At 54.9% G+C, this 18728-nt stretch carries 14 protein-coding genes; 7 read left to right on the forward strand and 7 right to left on the reverse strand.

The window, feature by feature from the left end:
• Nucleotides 1–190: 190 nt before the first annotated feature.
• From glnL to M6D89_RS11075, 6 genes are all read left to right on the forward strand, one after another.
• Nucleotides 191–1264 (forward strand): nitrogen regulation protein NR(II), encoded by a 1074-nt coding sequence (gene glnL, locus M6D89_RS11050; RefSeq protein WP_253968133.1) that lies wholly within the window; start codon nucleotides 191–193, stop codon nucleotides 1262–1264.
• Nucleotides 1265–1280: 16 nt separating this feature from the next.
• Nucleotides 1281–2702, forward strand: coding sequence for a nitrogen regulation protein NR(I) (gene glnG, locus M6D89_RS11055; protein ID WP_253968134.1), 1422 nt, complete (start codon nucleotides 1281–1283; stop codon nucleotides 2700–2702).
• Between the two features lie 221 nt (nucleotides 2703–2923).
• Nucleotides 2924–4258, forward strand: a complete 1335-nt coding sequence (locus M6D89_RS11060; RefSeq protein ID WP_253968335.1) for an alanine/glycine:cation symporter family protein — start codon at nucleotides 2924–2926, stop codon at nucleotides 4256–4258.
• A 66-nt stretch (nucleotides 4259–4324) separates the two neighbouring features.
• A complete protein-coding gene (locus M6D89_RS11065) occupies nucleotides 4325–4921 on the forward strand; it encodes a transglutaminase-like domain-containing protein (RefSeq protein WP_253968135.1) in 597 nt (198 codons plus the stop codon).
• Nucleotides 4918–5163: a DUF2164 domain-containing protein gene (locus M6D89_RS11070; protein WP_253968136.1), complete on the forward strand. Its 246-nt coding sequence runs from the start codon at nucleotides 4918–4920 to the stop codon at nucleotides 5161–5163. The genes M6D89_RS11065 and M6D89_RS11070 overlap by 4 nt, the downstream gene beginning before the upstream one ends.
• Nucleotides 5160–5636 (forward strand): GNAT family N-acetyltransferase, encoded by a 477-nt coding sequence (locus tag M6D89_RS11075; protein WP_253968137.1) that lies wholly within the window; start codon nucleotides 5160–5162, stop codon nucleotides 5634–5636. The genes M6D89_RS11070 and M6D89_RS11075 overlap by 4 nt, the downstream gene beginning before the upstream one ends.
• Nucleotides 5637–5720: 84 nt before the next feature.
• Here the strand turns inward: M6D89_RS11075 and M6D89_RS11080 are convergent, their stop codons facing one another.
• Nucleotides 5721–7046: an OmpP1/FadL family transporter gene (locus M6D89_RS11080; protein ID WP_253968138.1), complete on the reverse strand. Its 1326-nt coding sequence runs from the start codon at nucleotides 7044–7046 to the stop codon at nucleotides 5721–5723.
• A 97-nt stretch (nucleotides 7047–7143) separates the two neighbouring features.
• Nucleotides 7144–8784: a mechanosensitive ion channel family protein gene (locus M6D89_RS11085; RefSeq protein WP_253968139.1), complete on the reverse strand. Its 1641-nt coding sequence runs from the start codon at nucleotides 8782–8784 to the stop codon at nucleotides 7144–7146.
• Between the two features lie 186 nt (nucleotides 8785–8970).
• Between M6D89_RS11085 and M6D89_RS11090 the strand changes: the two genes are divergently transcribed.
• Nucleotides 8971–9381: a Dabb family protein gene (locus tag M6D89_RS11090; RefSeq protein ID WP_253968140.1), complete on the forward strand. Its 411-nt coding sequence runs from the start codon at nucleotides 8971–8973 to the stop codon at nucleotides 9379–9381.
• Nucleotides 9382–9407: 26 nt separating this feature from the next.
• On the opposite strand, the gene M6D89_RS11095 is transcribed toward M6D89_RS11090, so the two are convergent.
• From M6D89_RS11095 to M6D89_RS11115, 5 genes are all read right to left on the reverse strand, one after another.
• Nucleotides 9408–10838, reverse strand: coding sequence for an MATE family efflux transporter (locus M6D89_RS11095; protein ID WP_253968141.1), 1431 nt, complete (start codon nucleotides 10836–10838; stop codon nucleotides 9408–9410).
• A gap of 57 nt (nucleotides 10839–10895) precedes the next feature.
• The gene (locus M6D89_RS11100) at nucleotides 10896–12665 is read right to left on the reverse strand and encodes an SLC13 family permease (RefSeq protein WP_253968142.1); all 1770 of its coding nucleotides are present in this window, start codon (nucleotides 12663–12665) and stop codon (nucleotides 10896–10898) included.
• A 215-nt stretch (nucleotides 12666–12880) separates the two neighbouring features.
• Nucleotides 12881–13615 carry an energy transducer TonB gene (locus M6D89_RS11105; protein WP_253968143.1) on the reverse strand — a complete coding sequence of 245 codons (735 nt, stop codon included), beginning with the start codon at nucleotides 13613–13615 and terminating at the stop codon, nucleotides 12881–12883.
• Nucleotides 13616–13985: 370 nt separating this feature from the next.
• Nucleotides 13986–16685, reverse strand: a complete 2700-nt coding sequence (locus tag M6D89_RS11110) for a TonB-dependent receptor domain-containing protein (protein WP_253968144.1) — start codon at nucleotides 16683–16685, stop codon at nucleotides 13986–13988.
• 149 nt (nucleotides 16686–16834) lie between these two features.
• Complete coding sequence (locus M6D89_RS11115; RefSeq protein ID WP_253968145.1) at nucleotides 16835–18535, reverse strand: hypothetical protein; 1701 nt, start codon at nucleotides 18533–18535, stop codon at nucleotides 16835–16837.
• Nucleotides 18536–18728 lie beyond the last annotated feature (193 nt).

Genomic DNA, 18728 nt, shown 5'->3' on the forward strand with positions numbered 1-18728 from the left:
ATTGCAGCGCCTAGGGCTGCGGTTACGCCCCAAAATATCCCTTCAGCACCATTGTTGTGCACACCCTCACCCCTTACACTGCTTTTAGAGCCTTAAACGCCCTAATAACGCACCATTTTAAATTGGTTTGTTAATTGCATGGTGCACCTTTATATAACACCGCATCGCGGTACAACCCTTAGGTAATCGTGTGACATCTCAAGATATTCACAAGCCACTGCTCGACAGCCTGAGCACCGCCATTATTCTACTGGACAGCCATTTGCAGCTGTGCCACATGAACCCGGCGGCCGAGGCACTGCTGTCTATCAGCTGTGATCGCTGCCGCGGCGAGGCTATTACCCACTTTTTCCACGAGTCCTCGGACACCCCTGGCGAGCTGCTGCACGCCGCCCGTCAAGTGCATCACTACACCAAGCGCCACGCCGAATGGCAGCTGCTCAATGGCGAGCAGATCACGGTAGACTATACCGTTACCCCCTTCGCCGATAACGAGGGGCTGGTTATTGAGATCCTCCCCATCGACCGACTGCTGCGCATATCGCGCGAAGAAATGCTGACCTCTTCCCAGGAAACCACCCGGGTACTAATTCGTGGCATGGCCCACGAAATCAAAAACCCTCTGGGCGGCATTCGCGGGGCGGCGCAACTGCTGGCGCGCGAGCTACCGGATCAGGATCTGGCGGAATACACCAGCATTATTATTGACGAAGCGGACCGCCTGCGGAATTTGGTGGATCGCATGCTGGGCCCCAACCAGCTGCCGGAAGTGGCCAACCTGAACGTTCACGAGGTCCTGGAGCGCGTCGCCACCATGATTCGCGCCGAGAGCGATGGCAGGGTAAGAATCGCGCGGGACTATGACCCCAGCATTCCCGATATACGCGGCGATAAAGAACAGCTGATTCAGGCACTGCTCAATATTGCCCGCAACGCGATGCAGGCGATGGACGAGCACCAGACACCTAACCCGACGCTAACCTTCCGCACCCGGGTGCGGCGCCAGTACACCATCGGCCGCCGCCATCATCCACTGGTGGTGCATATGGAGGTTATCGACAACGGCCCCGGCATTCCCGAGGCCATGGTCAAACAGATTTTCTACCCCATGATTTCCGGTCGCGCCGAGGGCACGGGCCTGGGGCTGACCATATCACAGCACTTGATTCACCAGCACAACGGCCTGATCGAGTGCCACAGCGAACCCGGGGAGACACGCTTTAGCCTGTACTTACCCATGGATCCTCCTTCAACTACCACTTAATCTGTGAGAATTCGCCATGCAGAAGTCTAATCACGTATGGATTATTGATGACGACCGCTCAATTCGCTGGGTTTTAGAAAAAGCGCTGCTCAGCGCCGGTATTCAAACCCGCACCTTCGACACCGCCGACAGTGCTCTGCAGCAGCTGGGCCGCGAAGTACCCGACGCCATTGTCAGTGATATTCGCATGCCCGGCATGGACGGTCTGGGCCTGCTGTCTAACCTGCACAACAATCATCCCGAGGTGCCGGTTATCATCATGACCGCTCACTCCGACCTGGACAGCGCCGTGGCCGCCTACCAGGGCGGCGCCTTCGAATACCTGCCCAAACCTTTTGATGTGGACGAGGCGGTGGCGGTGGTGCAGCGCGCCCTGGCCCACGCCGAAGAGCAAAAGTCCGAGCGCACTCATACCGATACAGTGGAAATCGACACCGAGATTATCGGTGAGGCGCCCGCCATGCAGGAAGTGTTTCGCGCCATCGGGCGGCTGTCGCAATCGAACATTACGGTGTTAATTAACGGCGAGTCCGGCACCGGTAAAGAGTTAGTGGCACGCGCACTACACCGCCACAGCCCGCGTCGCAACGAACCATTTATCGCTCTTAATATGGCCGCCATTCCCAAGGATCTAATGGAATCAGAGCTGTTCGGGCACGAAAAAGGCGCTTTTACCGGCGCCGCGACCCAGCGCCAGGGCCGTTTTGAACAGGCTAATGGCGGCACCCTGTTTTTGGACGAAATTGGCGATATGCCCGCCGAAACCCAAACCCGGCTGCTGCGGGTACTGGCCGATGGCGAGTTCTACCGCGTGGGTGGCCACACCCCGGTCAAGGTGGATGTACGCATTATCGCCGCCACTCACCAAGACCTGGAAAACCTGGTGACCGACAACCGTTTCCGCGAGGACTTGTTCCACCGCTTAAACGTTATTCGCATTCACATCCCCAAGCTGGCCAACCGCCGCGAGGATATCCCCAAGCTGTCGCAATTCTTTTTGCAAAAAGCCGCCGGCGAGCTGGACGTGGACACCAAAATCCTGCTGCCGGAAACCGAAGACTTTCTCTGCAGCCTGCCCTGGCCTGGCAATGTGCGTCAGCTGGAAAATACCTGCCGCTGGATTACGGTGATGGCCTCGGGGCGCGAAGTGCACACCGAAGACCTACCCCCCGAGCTGATGGACAACAAAGAGGGCAACGCCCCCGCCGACGATTGGGAAAAAGCTCTACGCCACTGGGCCGACCAGGCGCTGGCACGCGGCCATCACCAGCTGCTCAGCGAAGCGGTGCCCACCTTCGAGCGCGCCTTGATTGAAACCGCGCTTAAATACACCGCCGGTCGCAAACGCGACGCCGCTAACCTGCTGGGCTGGGGCCGCAATACCCTGACCCGCAAATTGAAAGAGCTGGATATGGCCGGAGAAGAAGAGGCGGGATAGAGCCTTGAGCCGTCCGACGTCGGATGCCTGACGTCGGACGCATATAACACCTATCAGGCCCAATCCTCACAGCCTGGATCACACCGAAGGTTTGTGCGTCAGACGTCAGACCTCAGTCATCCGACACGCCCGTTCAGCGTTCAAAATGTTACCCTAACCCCAAAATCAAAAACCGACCGGGGACTTCCGTGGAAAAACTACTGGAACAATTCGTCGCCTTTATGTGGGGCCTGCCGCTGATCATTCTGCTGGTAGGGGGCGGTTTATTTTTCCTGCTCTACAGTCGCGCTCTGCCCTACCGACACTTTGGCCACGGCTTCGCGATTCTTACCGGCCGCTACGATAACGATTCCGATAAAGGCACCTTAAGTCACTTTCAGGCACTTGCCACCGCTCTTTCGGGCACGCTGGGCCTGGGCAATATCGCAGGTGTTGCCCTGGCGATCACCGCTGGCGGTCCCGGCGCGGTTTTCTGGATGTGGCTAACCGCCATCGTGGGCATTGCCACCAAGTTTTTTACCGCTACGGCGGCAGTGCAATTTCGCGGCAAAGATTCCTTGGGGCAACTCCAGGGCGGCCCCATGTATGTGATTCGCGAAGGCCTGGGTAAAAAGTGGCTTTGGCTAGCGGGCTTTTTTGCCATTGCCGGACTCTGCGGTACTCAACCGGTCTTTCAAATTAACCAGCTGGTGGCCATGCTGCGCACCTCGGTGGCCTTCCCTTTAAACCTAGCCAGCGAACAAAACCATTTACTCTTTGACGCAGGCATGGGCGTACTGGCGGCGCTGCTGGTGTTTTCCGTGATCAGCGGCAGCCTACCCCGCGTGGGCAAGGTCACGGCTCGCCTAGTGCCCGCCATGGTGGTGGGATACATGCTTATGACTGCCGGGGTTTTGCTGACGCACGCAAGCGAGATACCCGCCGCCTTCGCCCTGATCTTTAACGATGCCTTTACCGGCCAGGCGCTCGCGGGTGGCGCTCTGGGCAAAGTGATTCAAGTGGGAGTGAGTCGCGGCGCTTTCTCTAACGAGGCGGGGATAGGCACCGAGTCCATGGCGCACGGCGCGGCGCGCACCAACGAACCCGTACGTGAAGGCCTGGTCGCCATGACCGGTCCGGTTATCGATACCTTAATTGTCTGCACCTGCACGGCGCTGGCGATTTTAATTACCGGCGTCTGGCAAAGCGGTGACGGCGATGGTGTCACCCTGACAGCCAATGCCTTTTCCGATACCTACGGCCTGTGGGGCCCCATTTTACTGACGGTGATGGTGATCTTTCTCAGCCTCAGCACCATCACTACTTTCTGGTACTACGGCAGCAAATGCCTGGGTTTTTTAATTGGCGCCCAACACCAGCATCATTATGTGTGGGCCTACTGCCTGCTTATTGTGCTGGGCAGCATTGGCTCGGTGAATATGATCTTTAACTTCCTTATCGGCATGTATGCGGCCATGGCAATACCTACGATGGTATCGGCACTGTTATTGGCCCCTAAAATTATGGATGCCGCCAGAGACTATTTCGCGCGGCAGAAGAATACGGATAACGGATAACGGATAACGGATAACGGATAACGGATAATTGTGCGCAATCCGCAAAAAAACAAAAGGATAAAAACAATGGACTCCGCCAGCCTGACGCCTTACCTGGCATCCAGCGAGTATATTGATTGGCACAGCGAAAACGTGCAACAACAAAGTAAAGCCCTGACTCGCGGTTTAACGACAGACACCGACAAAGCCCGCGCTTGCTTTACGTTCGTTCGCGAGGACATTGCGCACAGCTGGGATTATCAACGCAACCCAGTCACCTGCAAAGCCTCCGATGTATTGCACCACAAAACAGGCTACTGCTACGCCAAAAGTCATTTACTCGCAGCGCTTTTGCGGGCGGCCGGAATACCGGCCGGGCTTTGCTATCAGCGCCTGACCATTGGCAATACACCCCCCTTTTGCCTGCACGGATTGAACGCCGTATACCTGAAAGAGTTTGGCTGGCACCGAATCGACGCACGCGGCAACAAGGCTGGAGTTACTGCGGAGTTTTGCCCGCCACACGAATCGCTCGCCTTTCCCATTGTCACGCCGGGCGAAGCTGACCTTGCGGAAATATGGGCCGAGCCCCTGCCGATCATTACCGAATGCTTGACCACCCACAAAACCTGGCAAGGCGTAGCAGAGAACCTTCCCGACATCTCACAAGGAGAACAAGGATGAAATTTTCAAAACAGGAAAAAGAAATTATCGTCACAAAAATTCAGGGCTATTTCCGCGACGAGCTGGATCAAAGTATTGGCAGTTTCGACGCGCAGTTTTTGTTGGACTTTTTTGCCGAGGAAATTGGCCCCTATTTTTACAATCGCGGCCTCTATGATGCCGCCGCGGTCTTAGATGAAAAAATGGATTCTATTACCGACGCGATTATAGAAATTGAAAAACCGACGGAATTTGTACGGTGATTACGATAATTCGTGCGGACTACAACAAACGACAACACGGTGATGATATCCTCACGCTTTTGGATGCTTATGCCCGCGACCCTATGGGAGGCGGCCAACCACTAAGCGTTTACACCCGCGAACACTTAATAAGCCAACTTGCACAATATAACGGTATTTCCCTCATCGCCTATAACGGAGGAAAAGCCGTGGGGCTTCTTAACGCTTTTACTGGTTTTTCCACCTTCGCTTGCAAGCCGCTGATTAATATTCACGATTTAACGGTACTGCCCGACTACCGAGGTCGCGGCATTAGCATGCTACTGCTGAATAAAATTGAGGAAATCGCCCGCGAAAACGACTGCTGTAAATTAACCTTGGAAATCCTAAGCGGAAACAAAATAGCCGCCTCAGCCTATAAAAAATTCGGCTTCAGCGGCTACGAGCTAGACCCGCAAGCGGGCCGGGCGGAGTTTTGGGAGAAGAAGATTTAAGCACTGAACGGAAGCGTCGGATGACGGAGGTCGGATGTCTGACGCTTCCGACCTCAGACATCCGACGTCAGACACCTGCCCTTATCAGAACTTCCAATTCACCTGCGCGCCAATAATATCCACCGAAGCATCGAACTCACCGGCTAAACGGGTGGGTGTGCCAATAGGCGTCGCACCGGATTCATCCAGCTCGGCTTCGTCCACAAACAGGTGAGCGTAGCTGAAATCGAAAGAGATGTGCTCGGATAACGGCCAGTGAACCCCGGCCGCTAGCCAAGTGCGGTCGGCATCGGGGATGCGGGGGCTGACATACTCGGGGTTATCCTGCGGTGTTTCATCCAGCGCGACCCCAAAGCGCCACTGCAAATGCCCATCCCGGCCCAAGGTTGTCCCCAGGGCGTAACGCATGGTGTCGTCATACTGCAAATTCAACGCATCCACCGGCGCGCCATTATCGGTCACCACGGCAATATTTTTAATACTGCTCCATTCGGTTTGCGCAATATCGGCGTGAATTTTCCAACTGGGGGATAACGCCTGACTGAAACTTAAAGTATAGGTGTCGGGCAGCTTAACCGAAGCCGTAATACCGCCCTGCAGCGCTGTCAGCGAACCATAACATCCTGTACCGGTGGTAATGCCCGTGGGCAAGGGGTAACCGGCGCCCGGGCTACAGGCCGCATTCAAATCGAAGCTGGCATCGCCATCCAGAGTAAACTCGCCGCCTTCGCGCCAGACGAAACCAATACTGGTGCTTTCACTGGGGGTAAATAAAACACTGGCGTCGAGAATATAGTCATCGTCGTCGCCCTTAATTTTCGCGCTGCTGTCGGTGCTGGGGTCTGGGGCGACGCCCAGAGTCGAGTCAAACTGGTTTTCCAGGGTCGCTTCGATGGTTTGATAGTTCACCCCCAGACCCAGCGAGATCATATCGCTCACCGCCCAGGCAGCGGTGACATTAAGGTTTACCACCTCAAGCTCGCTGTCGGTGGCCGAGTAGCGTCCCGCCCACTGATCGTCAAAGCGGCTGGCCAGGCCAAAGGGCGCATTGACACCGAAACCCACCGCAAAGCTATCGGACAGCGGCGCCACCAGATACACATTGGGGATGTAGCCATTTTCTTCCGTTGAACCGTCGCCGCCGGAAAAGCTGGAGCCATTGTCGTGGAAGTCAGCATTGGTGGCGACCACATTTAAACCACCGGTAAAAGTGAGCCGGTCGAGCTTGGTCATACCCGCCGGGTTAAAAAATACGGTACTGGCATCGGCAATATCCGACCCGGTCCCGGCAAAGGCTTTGCCCAGCTGGGCGGGGCTTTGCTCTAACAACTGGAAGGACGCACCATGGGTGAGACCGCTGAGAGAAGCCAGGGCCGTGAATAATGCAGCTCTTTTAAATTTATTATCCATTATCAGTCCTCAAGGAAAGTCAATTACACGGCTAAGCCTAGCAGAAAACCCGGCCTTTTCCGCAACTATTAGAGGACTATTATCACAAGTTTACACCCTAGCTCTCGCTCTTTTTGGAGGCCGCCGGAGGACTCCAGGGGGCGGGCACTAACGGCTGTTCGGGCTGAGCCATAAAGTGCGGCGACATAATCTGTAAATCGGCCTCGGCGAAAGCATCCTGAATATGCTGGTGCAGCTCTGACAAGACCGCGACCTTTAACTCGGGCTCGTCGATATGCACCAGCAACCGGTACTCCACATACCAATCACTTAACGCAATTTGCCGCACCTGGGGCTCGGGCTGTTCGCGCACCCCCTCGGTTGCAGCCGCCGCACCCAGCAGCAGGTGATGGACCTGGGGCCAGGGCGTGTCATAGCCGATGGTCACGGTGGTAGAAACAATTACCCCTTCGGGTTTGCTCAAGCGGGTATAGTTGGTACTGGTGGCGTTTAACAGCACCGCGTTGGGAATGGTAATTTCCTCTTTCTTTATGGTTTTGACTTTGGTGGATAGGACCCCCACCGCCGTTACGGTACCCTCGTATTCCCCGATTCTGACATATTCGCCCGGCTGGAACGCGCGACTGTAAACCACAATCAGGCCACCCAACAGCTGACTGACAATACCGGCCGAGCCCAGCGAGACAATCAGACCCAAAAATACACTCACGCCCTTGAAGGCCTCAGTCTCTGAACCCGGAATATAGGGGTAGGCAATAACCACCGAGAACAGCCACACCAGCACCACAATAACCCGGCGCGTGGCTTTAGCGGTTTCGGCATCGAACAGATGGGAGCGTATGCGCCCTTTCTCTATGCGCATAAAAATATTGCGCACAATATCGCTGACCACCTTTGCCAGCCAGAAAATAATACCCACCATGATCAAGTCGGGTATGGAATGCAAAATACCCAAGCCGATCTTAGCGACTAGCTCGACAATGTAATCGGTCAGGCGCTGGCCGTAGCCAATGGTGTAGGGGAACTGGCGCATCACATAGGCGAGCCACAGGTAACCGAGCAAGCCAATCAGCAAAAGCATAAATAGCCGGATTAGACCCGACAGCAGCATCATCAGATAGGGCATTAAATACAAGCTGCCAAACTGCAGTAGGCTGACACCGGTTTTAGGGTTGTTGGCATGCTCCAGCCAATGCAAAACCTTTTCACGGCCCCGAAAAACCAGCCAGATCAGCCCGCCAAAAATGACACTGGCAATCGCCGAGTAGAGCAACCCAAACATAAAGACCTGGGGCTTTTGCTGCGCGTCGCGGCGCTCTAACCACACTCGCAGCCGCTCGATGATCGTCTCCCCGTATTGCTGTAGAGTTAAATTGGCGGGAGCGTCTTCCTCAAGCAAACCGATGACCCGTTCGTCGTTCACCAAAATCCAGGCGCCGGTGTAATCGTCTTCGGTTACAGCGGCATAGGCAATGTCATAGTTTTTGCTAACATCTATGGCGAGCACTTTGTCGCGGATGTTCTGAGCGCGTATCTTAGGGGTGAAGTGACGATAGTGGCCGCGCACCGTTAGCAGGTGGCTACCCCAAACATCGACCACGGCGGTTTCGTTATTGGCCAGCGCACCGCCCTCTGAAACACTCTTATCAGAGCTGGCAGTTTCCTCTTTCTCCGCTTGCGCTAAAGCGTGCACACTCAACAGGCACAGCGCCAATAAAATAACCCGCAGCAATACCATAACGAACGTCCTTGAAGGAGGTAATTGGTTTGAATATACCACAATCCTGTCGCGTTAAAGCACAGCAAAATTCGCCTTAAACGGCGACTATCAAGAAGCGTTAAAAGATGATTGCGCTATCACACCGGGCGCAAATTAATAGTAAACTGGGCTCGCGAAGCAACAGTCAAAACCAAGGAGAGCCCCATGTCTAAAATCACTCGTCGCCAAGTGCTCGGTGGCGCCGCCGCCCTGGGCGCCACAGCGGCCGCCGGATCGGCCATTGCCCACAGCGAAACCAGCGCTATGCCCGCCCTTAAGCACAATGTTTACTTCTGGCTTAAAAACCCGGATTCACGCGAGGACCGCGACGCCCTGATCGCGGGCCTAAAAACCCTGGCCGATATTCCCAGCGTCAAGGCCATCAGCATCGGGGTGCCCGCCTCAACCGAAAAGCGCGAGGTCGTCGATAACTCCTTTCAGGTATCCGAGCTGCTGATGTTTGACGATGTGGAAGGCCAAGACGCCTATCAGGTGCACGACATTCATAAGAAGTTTGTCGATGACTGCAGTCATTTGTGGGAGAAGGTCGTGGTATACGATTCCATCGCGGTGTAACAGACCTTTAACGACTTCAGGGCGCCTCAGTACCGGGGCAGCCCCCCTTCATCTTTAAGAGCATTGTCCACCACGGTCTGCACCTGAACATCCTCATCGGTAATCCGCGTGCGTTTCCAGCCGCCGTGACTAAACCAGGCAAACGCTACCAGCGCCACCAGCACATTGGTCACCGGAAACGACCACCACACCCCGGCAATGCCCAAGTCCGTGTGCTTAGACAACACATAGGCGATCGGAAACTGCACCAGCCACTGAGACACCAGCGCCAACACCATAGCGTTTAGCATATTACCCGAGGCGCGAAACGCGGCTACCACGCACAACTGCACCCCAATACCGCCCCAGGCGAGTGCCATAATGCGGATAAACGTGGCGCCCTCGGCAATCACTGCGGCATCGTCGGGCACAAAGAAAGCGACCAATGCGGACGCCTGCCAAAAAGTGAGGGCGCCGATTAACGTCAACGCCACAAAACCATAAATCGCACCCAACCGGGCAATATGTTCGGCTCGCTGAGTAAAACCCGCCCCCATGTTTTGCCCCACCAGGGTAGATACCGACATGGAAAGCCCCAGGGCGGGAATGGTAATCACCTGCAGGATATTCGCGCCAATGCCATAGGAGGCGATCGCCAGGGTGCCAAAGCTCGCCGCCAGGAACGACATAATCATTACCCCCAAGCTGCGAGTGGAAAGTTCGATCGAGCCGGGCAGCCCCAAGGCGCAGGCCTTTTTTATGTAAGAGAAGTCGGGCTTAAACAGCGCCCGGTGCAGATGAATACCGTGCTGGCCGCGCCAGAAAACCCAAAGCCCCAGCGCCGCCGCCAACCCCTGCGTCATCAAGGTAGCCAGCGCCGCCCCCATGACGCCCAAACCGGGCAAAGGCCCCACGCCAAAAATCAGCAAGGGGTCTAACCCCATATTGAGCACCACCGTCACCGCGATGATAATCAGGGGAATTCGGGTCTGCCCCACGCCGCGCATCAGCGACTGCATCATAAAAAAGGCAAAGACAAATGCCACCCCGACAAAGGAGGTACGCATATAGGCCAAAGCGCCGGTATAAACTTCAGCACTGACACCGATCAGAGCGAGAAATTGAGGAGCGAAAATAAAACCCAGCGCGCCCAAAAACGCCGAGATGACGACTACCAATAACAGCGTCTGCGCCGCCACCTGATTTACCTTATCAGCCCGCCCGGCCCCGATATACTGAGCGGTGAGCGTGGTGCCTGCCATCCCCAGGCCGGACCCCAGTGCCACCACCAGAAAGGTCACCGGGGTGCTGACCGACACGGCGGCCACAGCATCGGCGCCCAGGCGCCCCACCCAATAGGTATCGGTCAGCTGATAACCCGCCTGCAGAATATTGGCGAGAATAATAGGCACTGACAGGGTCAGCAGTGCCCGGGGAATAGATCCGTGGAGAAATAAATCGCGCTTTGCCTGAGGCATGGTCTGGCTCCTTGACCGTGGGTCAGTCGCGCCCCCGGCATGGCCGCAAGCGCCGCGTTACAGTGTCAGCGGCCAGCCCAGTGCCAGAACAATAACGGTGGTCGCCCCCACTAACATGCTCATAGGTAAACCGGCCTTTATAAAGTCGGTAAAGCGATAACCACCGGGGCCGTATACCATCAGGTTGGTCTGGTACCCCAAGGGCGTGCTAAAGCTGGCCGAAGCCGCCATCATCACCACCAGTATAAACGGTTCGGGATTTAAACTGGCTTTTTGAGTCATTTCCAGTACCACCGGTACCATTAAGATTGCCGCCGCGTTGTTGGTGATGGATTCGGTGAGCATCCACACGGCCACATAGGTCAAAAATAAAATAAGCAGCGGATGGCCCATACCAATGGTGAGCAAACCCTCGGCCAGCCACTGAGCCACGCCGGTTTTGTACATGGCATTGCCCAGCGCAAAAGAGGCGGCAATGGTTAACAATACCGTGGGGTCCAGGCTTTTTTGCGCCTGCTGAGGCGAGCAGCAGCCGGTAACCATCATCGCAGCGGCGCCCACCAGAGCGGCGTTAAGCATCGACAAAACCCCAAAGGCCGCGCTGAGCACTATCGCCAGCAAAATCCCCCAGGATAGTAACGCCCGCTGGTGGCGCGGCGGCTCGGTCCCCAGGTCACTGACCAACAAAAAGTCTTTGTTGTATTTTTGCCGGCTGACAAACGCCGGACGCGCCTCCAGCAACAGAGTATCGCCGGGTTTAAGTTTAATGGTGCTCAGGTTGCCCTGCACCCGCTCGCCATTGCGCGCCACCGCCAGTACCGCCGCACCGTAGCGCTCGCGAAAGTTGGAGTCGCGCACGGTTAAATTAATGCAGTGGCTGTGGGGCGAGATAACCGCCTCCACCAAACGGCGCTCGCGGCGCTCGCTGGCAAGGGTTGGCTCGCCATCGGTGGACGGCACAATACCCTTAATGCGCAGCAAATCAGAGATGGCCTCAGTATTGCCCGCAAACACCAGGCGGTCGCCGGCCTGCAGGGCCTCCTCGGAGCTTACGGCGGGAACAATCGCCCCCTGGCGTTCAATCTCTACCAGATAAATGCGCTTTAAATTACGCAGCCCCGCCTCTTCTACCGTACGCCCTACCAGCGGACCATCCGAGGCGACAGCAACCTCCAGGGTAAACTCGCGCACATTGCCAAACAGACCCTTCTCGCGCCGATCGGGCAGACTTTTGGGGAACACGAAGTACATAAACAACATGCCCACCACCACCACCGGCAGCGCCACCAGGGTAATCGAGAACAGCGAAAAGCCCGCATGGCCGGTCAACTCCTGATACTGACCATTCACCACCAGGTTGGTACTGGTACCGATAAGCGTGAGGGTACCCCCTAAAATAGCGGAGTAACTGAGCGGGATCATCAGCTTCGAGGCGGGCACATCAATACGCTTGGCCCAGGTGCGCACCGCCGGAATCATGGTAGCCACCACCGGGGTGTTGTTTAAAAAAGCACTTAACAAAGCGACCGGAAAGCCGATACGCATTTGCGCCGAACGCACCGATTTAGGCGTACCCAGCACATGGTTCACGAGCAAATCCACCCCACCCGAGGCGTGAATACCCGCCGCCACCACGAACATGGCGGCCACAGTGAGTACTCCGGGGTTACTGAATCCGGCAAAGGCTTCACCACTGGTGATCACCCCGGTGACACTGAGAATTACCAGCACTCCCATCATCACCAGGTGAGCAGCAATACGGGTAAAAATCAGCACTAACAAAGCGCCAATCGCCAGCCCCAGTGAGAGTAACCCCTGCCATTCCATCTAATTCAGACCCAATTATTGATAATAAAGGTCGCGAGCATACCCGAAGGAAGGAGCGGGGAAAAATAGTAATTTCTGCTAGGTTTATAACTCAGTCGTATAAATGGGCCACCGACAACCAACCCCGGGCGCTAACGCCCGCTCGGCACTTCTCTGATACAAAAAAGGCCGCCCCAATGGGGCGGCCTTGATCCGGAGCCAAACTCTGACAGGGGTTATTTGCTCTCGGGGTAGTTGATGACCGCAATGCTGTGCATGTCTACGGCTTTATCGCCCACAAACCCGGGGATAAAGTGCGACTGTTTCAGCGCGGTTTCGATGACTTTAGCATCGCGACGGGCGCGGCCCGAGGCTTCAACCGTACGTACCGATTGCACATCGCCGTCGGCGTTAACATCCGCCACCACACGGGCCAGGCGGGCATCGTCAAAAAACGGCTTGCCCTGTGCTTTGCCATCAGCGTTATAAGCCGAGTACCAGTCACCCTGGTCCAGGCGCTCTTGCGGGGCGACATAGTCCACACCGTATTCGCGCTGCAAGGTACCCAGGTTTGGCAACATAACAATATTGGGCTGGGCATCGTTGCGCGAATAGACCACACGGAAGGCCATACGCACAGGCACCGCTTCGCCATCAACCATCGCGGGGGTAAAGCTCAGGCCTTCAAGCGCGCGCTGGGTTTGCCCTTGCAGGTCATCGTAGGCGGCTTTATCGAAGCAGCTGACATTATTGGCCACACCGGTAGTGGCAATATCCGCCTGACAATAGACCGCAATGGTTCTATTATCAGTAGACATAGACTCAGGAATAACCACTTTTTGTGTTACCTGATCGACAACATCACCAAATTTGGCGGGCTGATACATGGAGCTGGCACTGCTAGAAAAAGGCAGTACAACTGCCAAAATCGCCAGTGAACCGAGCACTTTATTGGTTAGAAGTGATTTCATGCTCTAATCCTCTTTTCAGGGTGGGGCTTTGCCCCGGTATCAAGTAGCGCGCCTGATCATCCGAGTAGGGAGCTCAATGTGCGCTGTTGATATTAGAATATCACCGGCCTAACCATACAATTGTTAATTTATTATTACAGAATTGTCTTTTTTCTAAATTTTTTACGGAAAAATGGATTTTTTTCACGAATCAGCGTTAAAACACCACTCGAAACGGTCACTTTACAGCCAATAAAGCATATTCTATAACCAAATAATCTAAAAACAGGGGTAGCTTTCCAAGCACTCAGACATAAAAAAGCCGCTGTCTGGCAGCGGCTTTGTCACAATCCATCGCGTTATTGTCTTGCCTTCCGGCACTTCTCGGGTCTTAGAAGGAGTATTTAAAGTCCAGCCCGATGCCCGTGCCCTGCTCCTGAGTTAAAATTGTCACGGCCTCGCCGTCGGAATTGACCTGTTCAAACTCGCGATCCTGATCCAAAAGGTTGCTGAGCTTAAACTTCATGCTCAGGGTCTCGGTGGGATAGAAAGTGTAAACAAAGTCTACCGAGTGGTAGGGCTGCTCAAAGGCGTCGTCGTGGCCATCCAGCACCGCCGCGTAATACACCCGGTCGCCGAAGACGTTATACAACAGCGAAGCGGTGTGCATACCATCGTCCGAGTCAAAGCCCAGCTGAGCGTTCATGACATACTCAGACTGACCGGTCATACGACGCACGGTATTGGTAAAACCCTGACCTTCGGGCGATACGATTTCCGAATCACTCAAGGTCAAGTTACCCGACACGAAAAAGCCCGCGCCGATATCTTTTAAACCTTCAAACTCCAAGCCGTAAATCTCACCGGATTCGGCGTTGTAGTAAGTCAGCAAAATATCGTCATCCGAGCCCGGCTGACGCGCCTGCTCGATGGGATTAACAATGTCTTTGTAAAAGAAAGACACGGTAAAGTTGTCGCCCCCGGGGTAGAACCATTCGGTGCGCAGATCAAAGTGATCCAGCTCCGAGAAGTTTAGATTGGGGTTACCTACCACCCGCACATCCAATTCCGGGTCCAGATACTGAACATCGGACACTTCACGCAAATCCGGGCGTACCACGGTTTGCGCCAGCGAGGCGCGCACCTGGAAGTCGTCGGCACCCATAAAGCCCTGATTCATAAAAGTCAGTGCCAGCGAGGGGTACCAGCCGTCATCCTTCACCACGTAGTTTTCCGGGTTTTCGGTCAAATCATCGTTCAGCTCGACAATGGATTGACCGGTGTAATCCAGCAAGTCCACTGGCAATACCGCCTGACGAAAATCTTCGTAGCGTACACCACCGGTTAAGCGCCAGGTGTAGTCGATGTTTAAATCGAACATACCATAGGCGGCGTCAGTTTTCTGGGCGGCGATGTAGCTTTCTTTACCCAACCCCGGATCCATGGTCAGATCGAAGTTGTAGTCGAGATTACTCAGGTTTTCATCGCCCAGTACATGACCGGGAGTGCCCTCCAAAGCATCGTTGCTGACGCCCGGCGCATTAATGGCGGCGGTATAACCATAGTAGGCGCGGGTTTTATCGCTGTAGTCGTAACCACCAGTCAAGGTCAGCAATGTATCGCCAAAGTTAATGGGCAGTTCTACATCGTAGCCGTAACTGGTGACGTTATCTTCCAGCTGCAAAAAACCAAAGCTTGCCATGTTAGTGGTCGACTGCAAACGAGTGTTGGTCACCTCGCCCGTGTCAGTATCAATCAAGTTCGAGGCCTTGATGTTAACTTCATTCGGAATTGCGGTCTCGGCGCGCGAATCGGAGTAATACCAATCCACGCCTAACTCGTCGATGGCGTCGGTAAGATCAAATTCAAAGCTGTGATCACCGGTAATCTGACCAATAGTCAGGCGACGCTCTTCATAGCGTGTTTGATAATCCAACACTTGCGAGCCATCGGACTCACGGTTGTTGGCATCAAAGCCGCGCGAGATAGCGGCGCGATCTTCAATATCGGTAATATAAAAACCGCTGGCTTCAATGGTGTGCATTTCCTGGAAGCTTACCCCACCGCTCACGGCGGCCAGGGTGCGGGTTTCTTCCGAGGTGCGCTGCACATCCGAGTTCACCTCGTCGGGGTTACCAATACCTTTTTTCTTCTGATTTTTGTTGCGCCACTCGTGATCGTAAGACACGTTCGCCAGCGCACCAATGCGCCAGTCGTCACTCACGTACCAGGAGTTGCCCAGCGACAGCTTACCGCCGTAGTCAGGGTCCAGCGATTGTGGGGTGATTTCCACATCGCGGTTCAGACTCAGCATTAAATCGCGGTTAATCTGCTGGGCCTCGGCGCGAACTTCAGGCGAAATAGATTGCCCCTGCCCCACCATCGACTGAGCAATTTGGTTGGTGGTGACATTGCCCTGGTACAGGGTGATGGCGCGGCTCAGTTCGGGCGGAACACCATTGTCGATGTCGCCACCTGAGTAAAAAATACCGTCATCATTGTTAACCGTGTTCCAACCGGTGCCGATAGAAACATCAAACACCACATCCTCGGGCATGCCCTTGGTGCGAATATTGACATTACCACCACCGAAGGTGGCAGGCAGGTCGGGTGAAAATGCTTTTTGCACTTTCAGGGTTTTAACAATCGTTGAAGGAAACAAATCCAGCGGCAGAACGTTACGGGTCAGCTCCGGCGAAGGAACCGAGGCGCCGTTTAAGTTAACACTGGAGTAGCGCTCGCCCAATGAGCGAACATAAACGTATTGATCGTCGACCACGGTCAAGCCGGTCACCCGGCCCAAAGCCGAGGCAATGTCGGCGTCACCGGCACGCGAGATTTGATCAAACCCCAGCATGTCGGCAGCAAAAGGCTGTTCAATACGTTCGCTGATAATAGAGTCGGACGCGCTTTGCAGGCGGCCGATGGTTAATACCTCTTCAATCACCGGGGCCTGAATCGCGGGCTGACTGTTCATCCCGTTATCGTCTTCGTCGCTTTGCGCCACAGCGCTTTGGCTGCCGAGCAAGGCGGCGGAGGCCGCGATAATCGCCAGGCTAATCTGGCTTCGTTTGGTGGTAATTGTGCGCATTTTAAAAACCTTTTAGAGGCGGTTTTCCAAACGGTCTGGGTGTTACCCACCGCAAGCAGGTAAAACATTTTGCCGGGTGAGAAATTCCGAGGGGGTTATCGCAAAAGGCGCCCCGTAAGGCGCCTTGCAATACTGCTGGCGCAGGTGGATTAGTTATCCAGACCTACAGTCCAACCGGCCACCCAGTCGTTGTCGGCGCTTACCGCACCGATAAAGTCAACCGCATCGAAGAAGCTGCTCGCACCCGAGTCGCCCACCGCAGGAGCGGCGCCGGCTTCAAAGTTATCTTCCAGCATGGTGACGTCGTAAACATCCACATCAATCGCTGCGCCATTGCCGTCGGTCATGCTGGCGGCAGTGATGTAAGCGCGTGGATTGCTGTCCAAGCCTTCGATAACAACCGCAGGCAGACCACCGGTTACGTTTTCATCCACGATCACGTTGTTGGTGTTCTCGCCAGAGGCCAACCAGGCGTTGATGTCGAAGTCGCTGTTGGCAGGGTCAACACCGGCTTTGGTCGCTTCGGTACAAGCGATCACGTTGCTCTTGGCAACAGACCAGCCACCCGTTGCGGCGAAGATAGTTTGCGGACCTTCAGAGTCGTCCAACTCCAGACATTCGTTAGAGGCCATGCCATCGGCGTTAGAGGTGACGATAGAGTTGTACATTTCGAAGTGCGCACCTTCGCGGAACAGCGGGCCTTCCGAGCTACCTTTAGAGCTTGGGTTCTCGCCTTCGTTTTCGTTCACGTTTGAGGTCACGCAAGTCAGGTTAGAGATACGACCTTTGGTGAAAGGCTCCAGGTCATCGGCGCGACCACCACCAGTGTTATCCGCTTCGATGCAGCGGTTAGAACCCGAGGTGTGAGTGACCAGCGCGAATTGAATGTCGCCCACCCAACCTTCAGAAAAGTCGATAGAGTCGTCGCCCACGTTTACAGCAACAACGTTTTTCAGATCAACCGCGCCACCGAACATTTCAAAACCATCGTCCTGAGTGGTGTAGGTTTGTACGTATTCAATTTCGGTACCAGAACCCACAGCGTTCAGGGTCAGGCCGTTCAGCTCAGAACCGTCAACCACTTCAAAACCGGCGTGCTTGATCACAACGTAACGCATGATGCCGCTGCTTTCTTCGTTGTTGTTACCACCGTAAGTGGCCGGACGACCTTCGGCGGTGATGTGACAGTTATGAACATTGTTGTCAGTGGCCTGACGCTGCTCATCGGTACACTTGTTGGTAATACCGTTACCGTTAATTTGTACACCGCCCCACTCGCCGCGGCTTGACTCATCCGCCAGACCGTCGCGCAGGTCAGATACAGAAGAGAAAACAATCGGCGCGTCGGCGGTACCTTCGGCAATGATAGAAGAGCCGCGAGCAATGCGAACATAATCGGTAGAGGCAGAGAAAGCGATTTGCGCACCGGCTTCAATGCTCAGCGCAGGACCGTCGCCTTCCTGGGGAATAGACATACCGTTAGACGCTTGGCTGGCATCAACGTCTTCACCGACCCACAGGCTGTTTTCAAAAATGTGCAGGCCGCCATCCAGTGAGGGGATGTTCAGATCAACGGTCAGAGGGTTGGTGTCGCTCACAAAAGAAGCGCCGTAAGTACAGTTGCCATCGGCAAAGTTACCTTGACGGGTTTGACCATCCGCTTCGTAAGTAGCGCATGGGTTGTCGTCACCACCGCTGCCATTCTCACCGCCACTGTTGTTGGTGATGTTGTTAGTGGTGTTGTTTGAGTCGATAACAGTGTTGGACGGGTTCAGCTCGATATCACCGCCACCACAGCCAACTAAAACAGCGGCCAATACATTTACGCTTACCAGGGTCTTGATTTTCATAAAGTCCAACTCTCCCCAAGTGGATAGTGTGTCAATTAAGACTGCACACCTGCCGTCAGGCCTGCAGTTGATAATTCGTAGCACTCAACGTGCTCATTCCATGGCTAATAAGAAAAGGCCCGGGCAAATGTGCAAATAAATCGGGCCGATTGCTCATGTGGCGCCTATACTTGACGAGATTTATGAAACTTAC

The organism is Gilvimarinus xylanilyticus (genome assembly GCF_024195295.1).
GTDB lineage: Bacteria > Pseudomonadota > Gammaproteobacteria > Pseudomonadales > Cellvibrionaceae > Gilvimarinus > Gilvimarinus xylanilyticus.

Excerpts from the sequence above, each read along its gene's own strand:
- M6D89_RS11065 (WP_253968135.1), top strand. The coding sequence starts at position 4,325 with ATGGACTCCGCCAGCCTGACGCCTTACCTGGCATCCAGCGAGTATATT.
- M6D89_RS11110 (WP_253968144.1), bottom strand. The coding sequence starts at position 16,685 with ATGCGCACAATTACCACCAAACGAAGCCAGATTAGCCTGGCGATTATC.
- M6D89_RS11115 (WP_253968145.1), bottom strand. The coding sequence starts at position 18,535 with ATGAAAATCAAGACCCTGGTAAGCGTAAATGTATTGGCCGCTGTTTTA.
- M6D89_RS11105 (WP_253968143.1), bottom strand. The coding sequence starts at position 13,615 with ATGAAATCACTTCTAACCAATAAAGTGCTCGGTTCACTGGCGATTTTG.
- glnG (WP_253968134.1), top strand. The coding sequence starts at position 1,281 with ATGCAGAAGTCTAATCACGTATGGATTATTGATGACGACCGCTCAATT.
- M6D89_RS11080 (WP_253968138.1), bottom strand. The coding sequence starts at position 7,046 with ATGGATAATAAATTTAAAAGAGCTGCATTATTCACGGCCCTGGCTTCT.
- M6D89_RS11095 (WP_253968141.1), bottom strand. The coding sequence starts at position 10,838 with ATGCCTCAGGCAAAGCGCGATTTATTTCTCCACGGATCTATTCCCCGG.
- M6D89_RS11060 (WP_253968335.1), top strand. The coding sequence starts at position 2,924 with ATGTGGGGCCTGCCGCTGATCATTCTGCTGGTAGGGGGCGGTTTATTT.
- M6D89_RS11100 (WP_253968142.1), bottom strand. The coding sequence starts at position 12,665 with ATGGAATGGCAGGGGTTACTCTCACTGGGGCTGGCGATTGGCGCTTTG.
- M6D89_RS11090 (WP_253968140.1), top strand. The coding sequence starts at position 8,971 with ATGTCTAAAATCACTCGTCGCCAAGTGCTCGGTGGCGCCGCCGCCCTG.
- M6D89_RS11070 (WP_253968136.1), top strand. The coding sequence starts at position 4,918 with ATGAAATTTTCAAAACAGGAAAAAGAAATTATCGTCACAAAAATTCAG.
- M6D89_RS11085 (WP_253968139.1), bottom strand. The coding sequence starts at position 8,784 with ATGGTATTGCTGCGGGTTATTTTATTGGCGCTGTGCCTGTTGAGTGTG.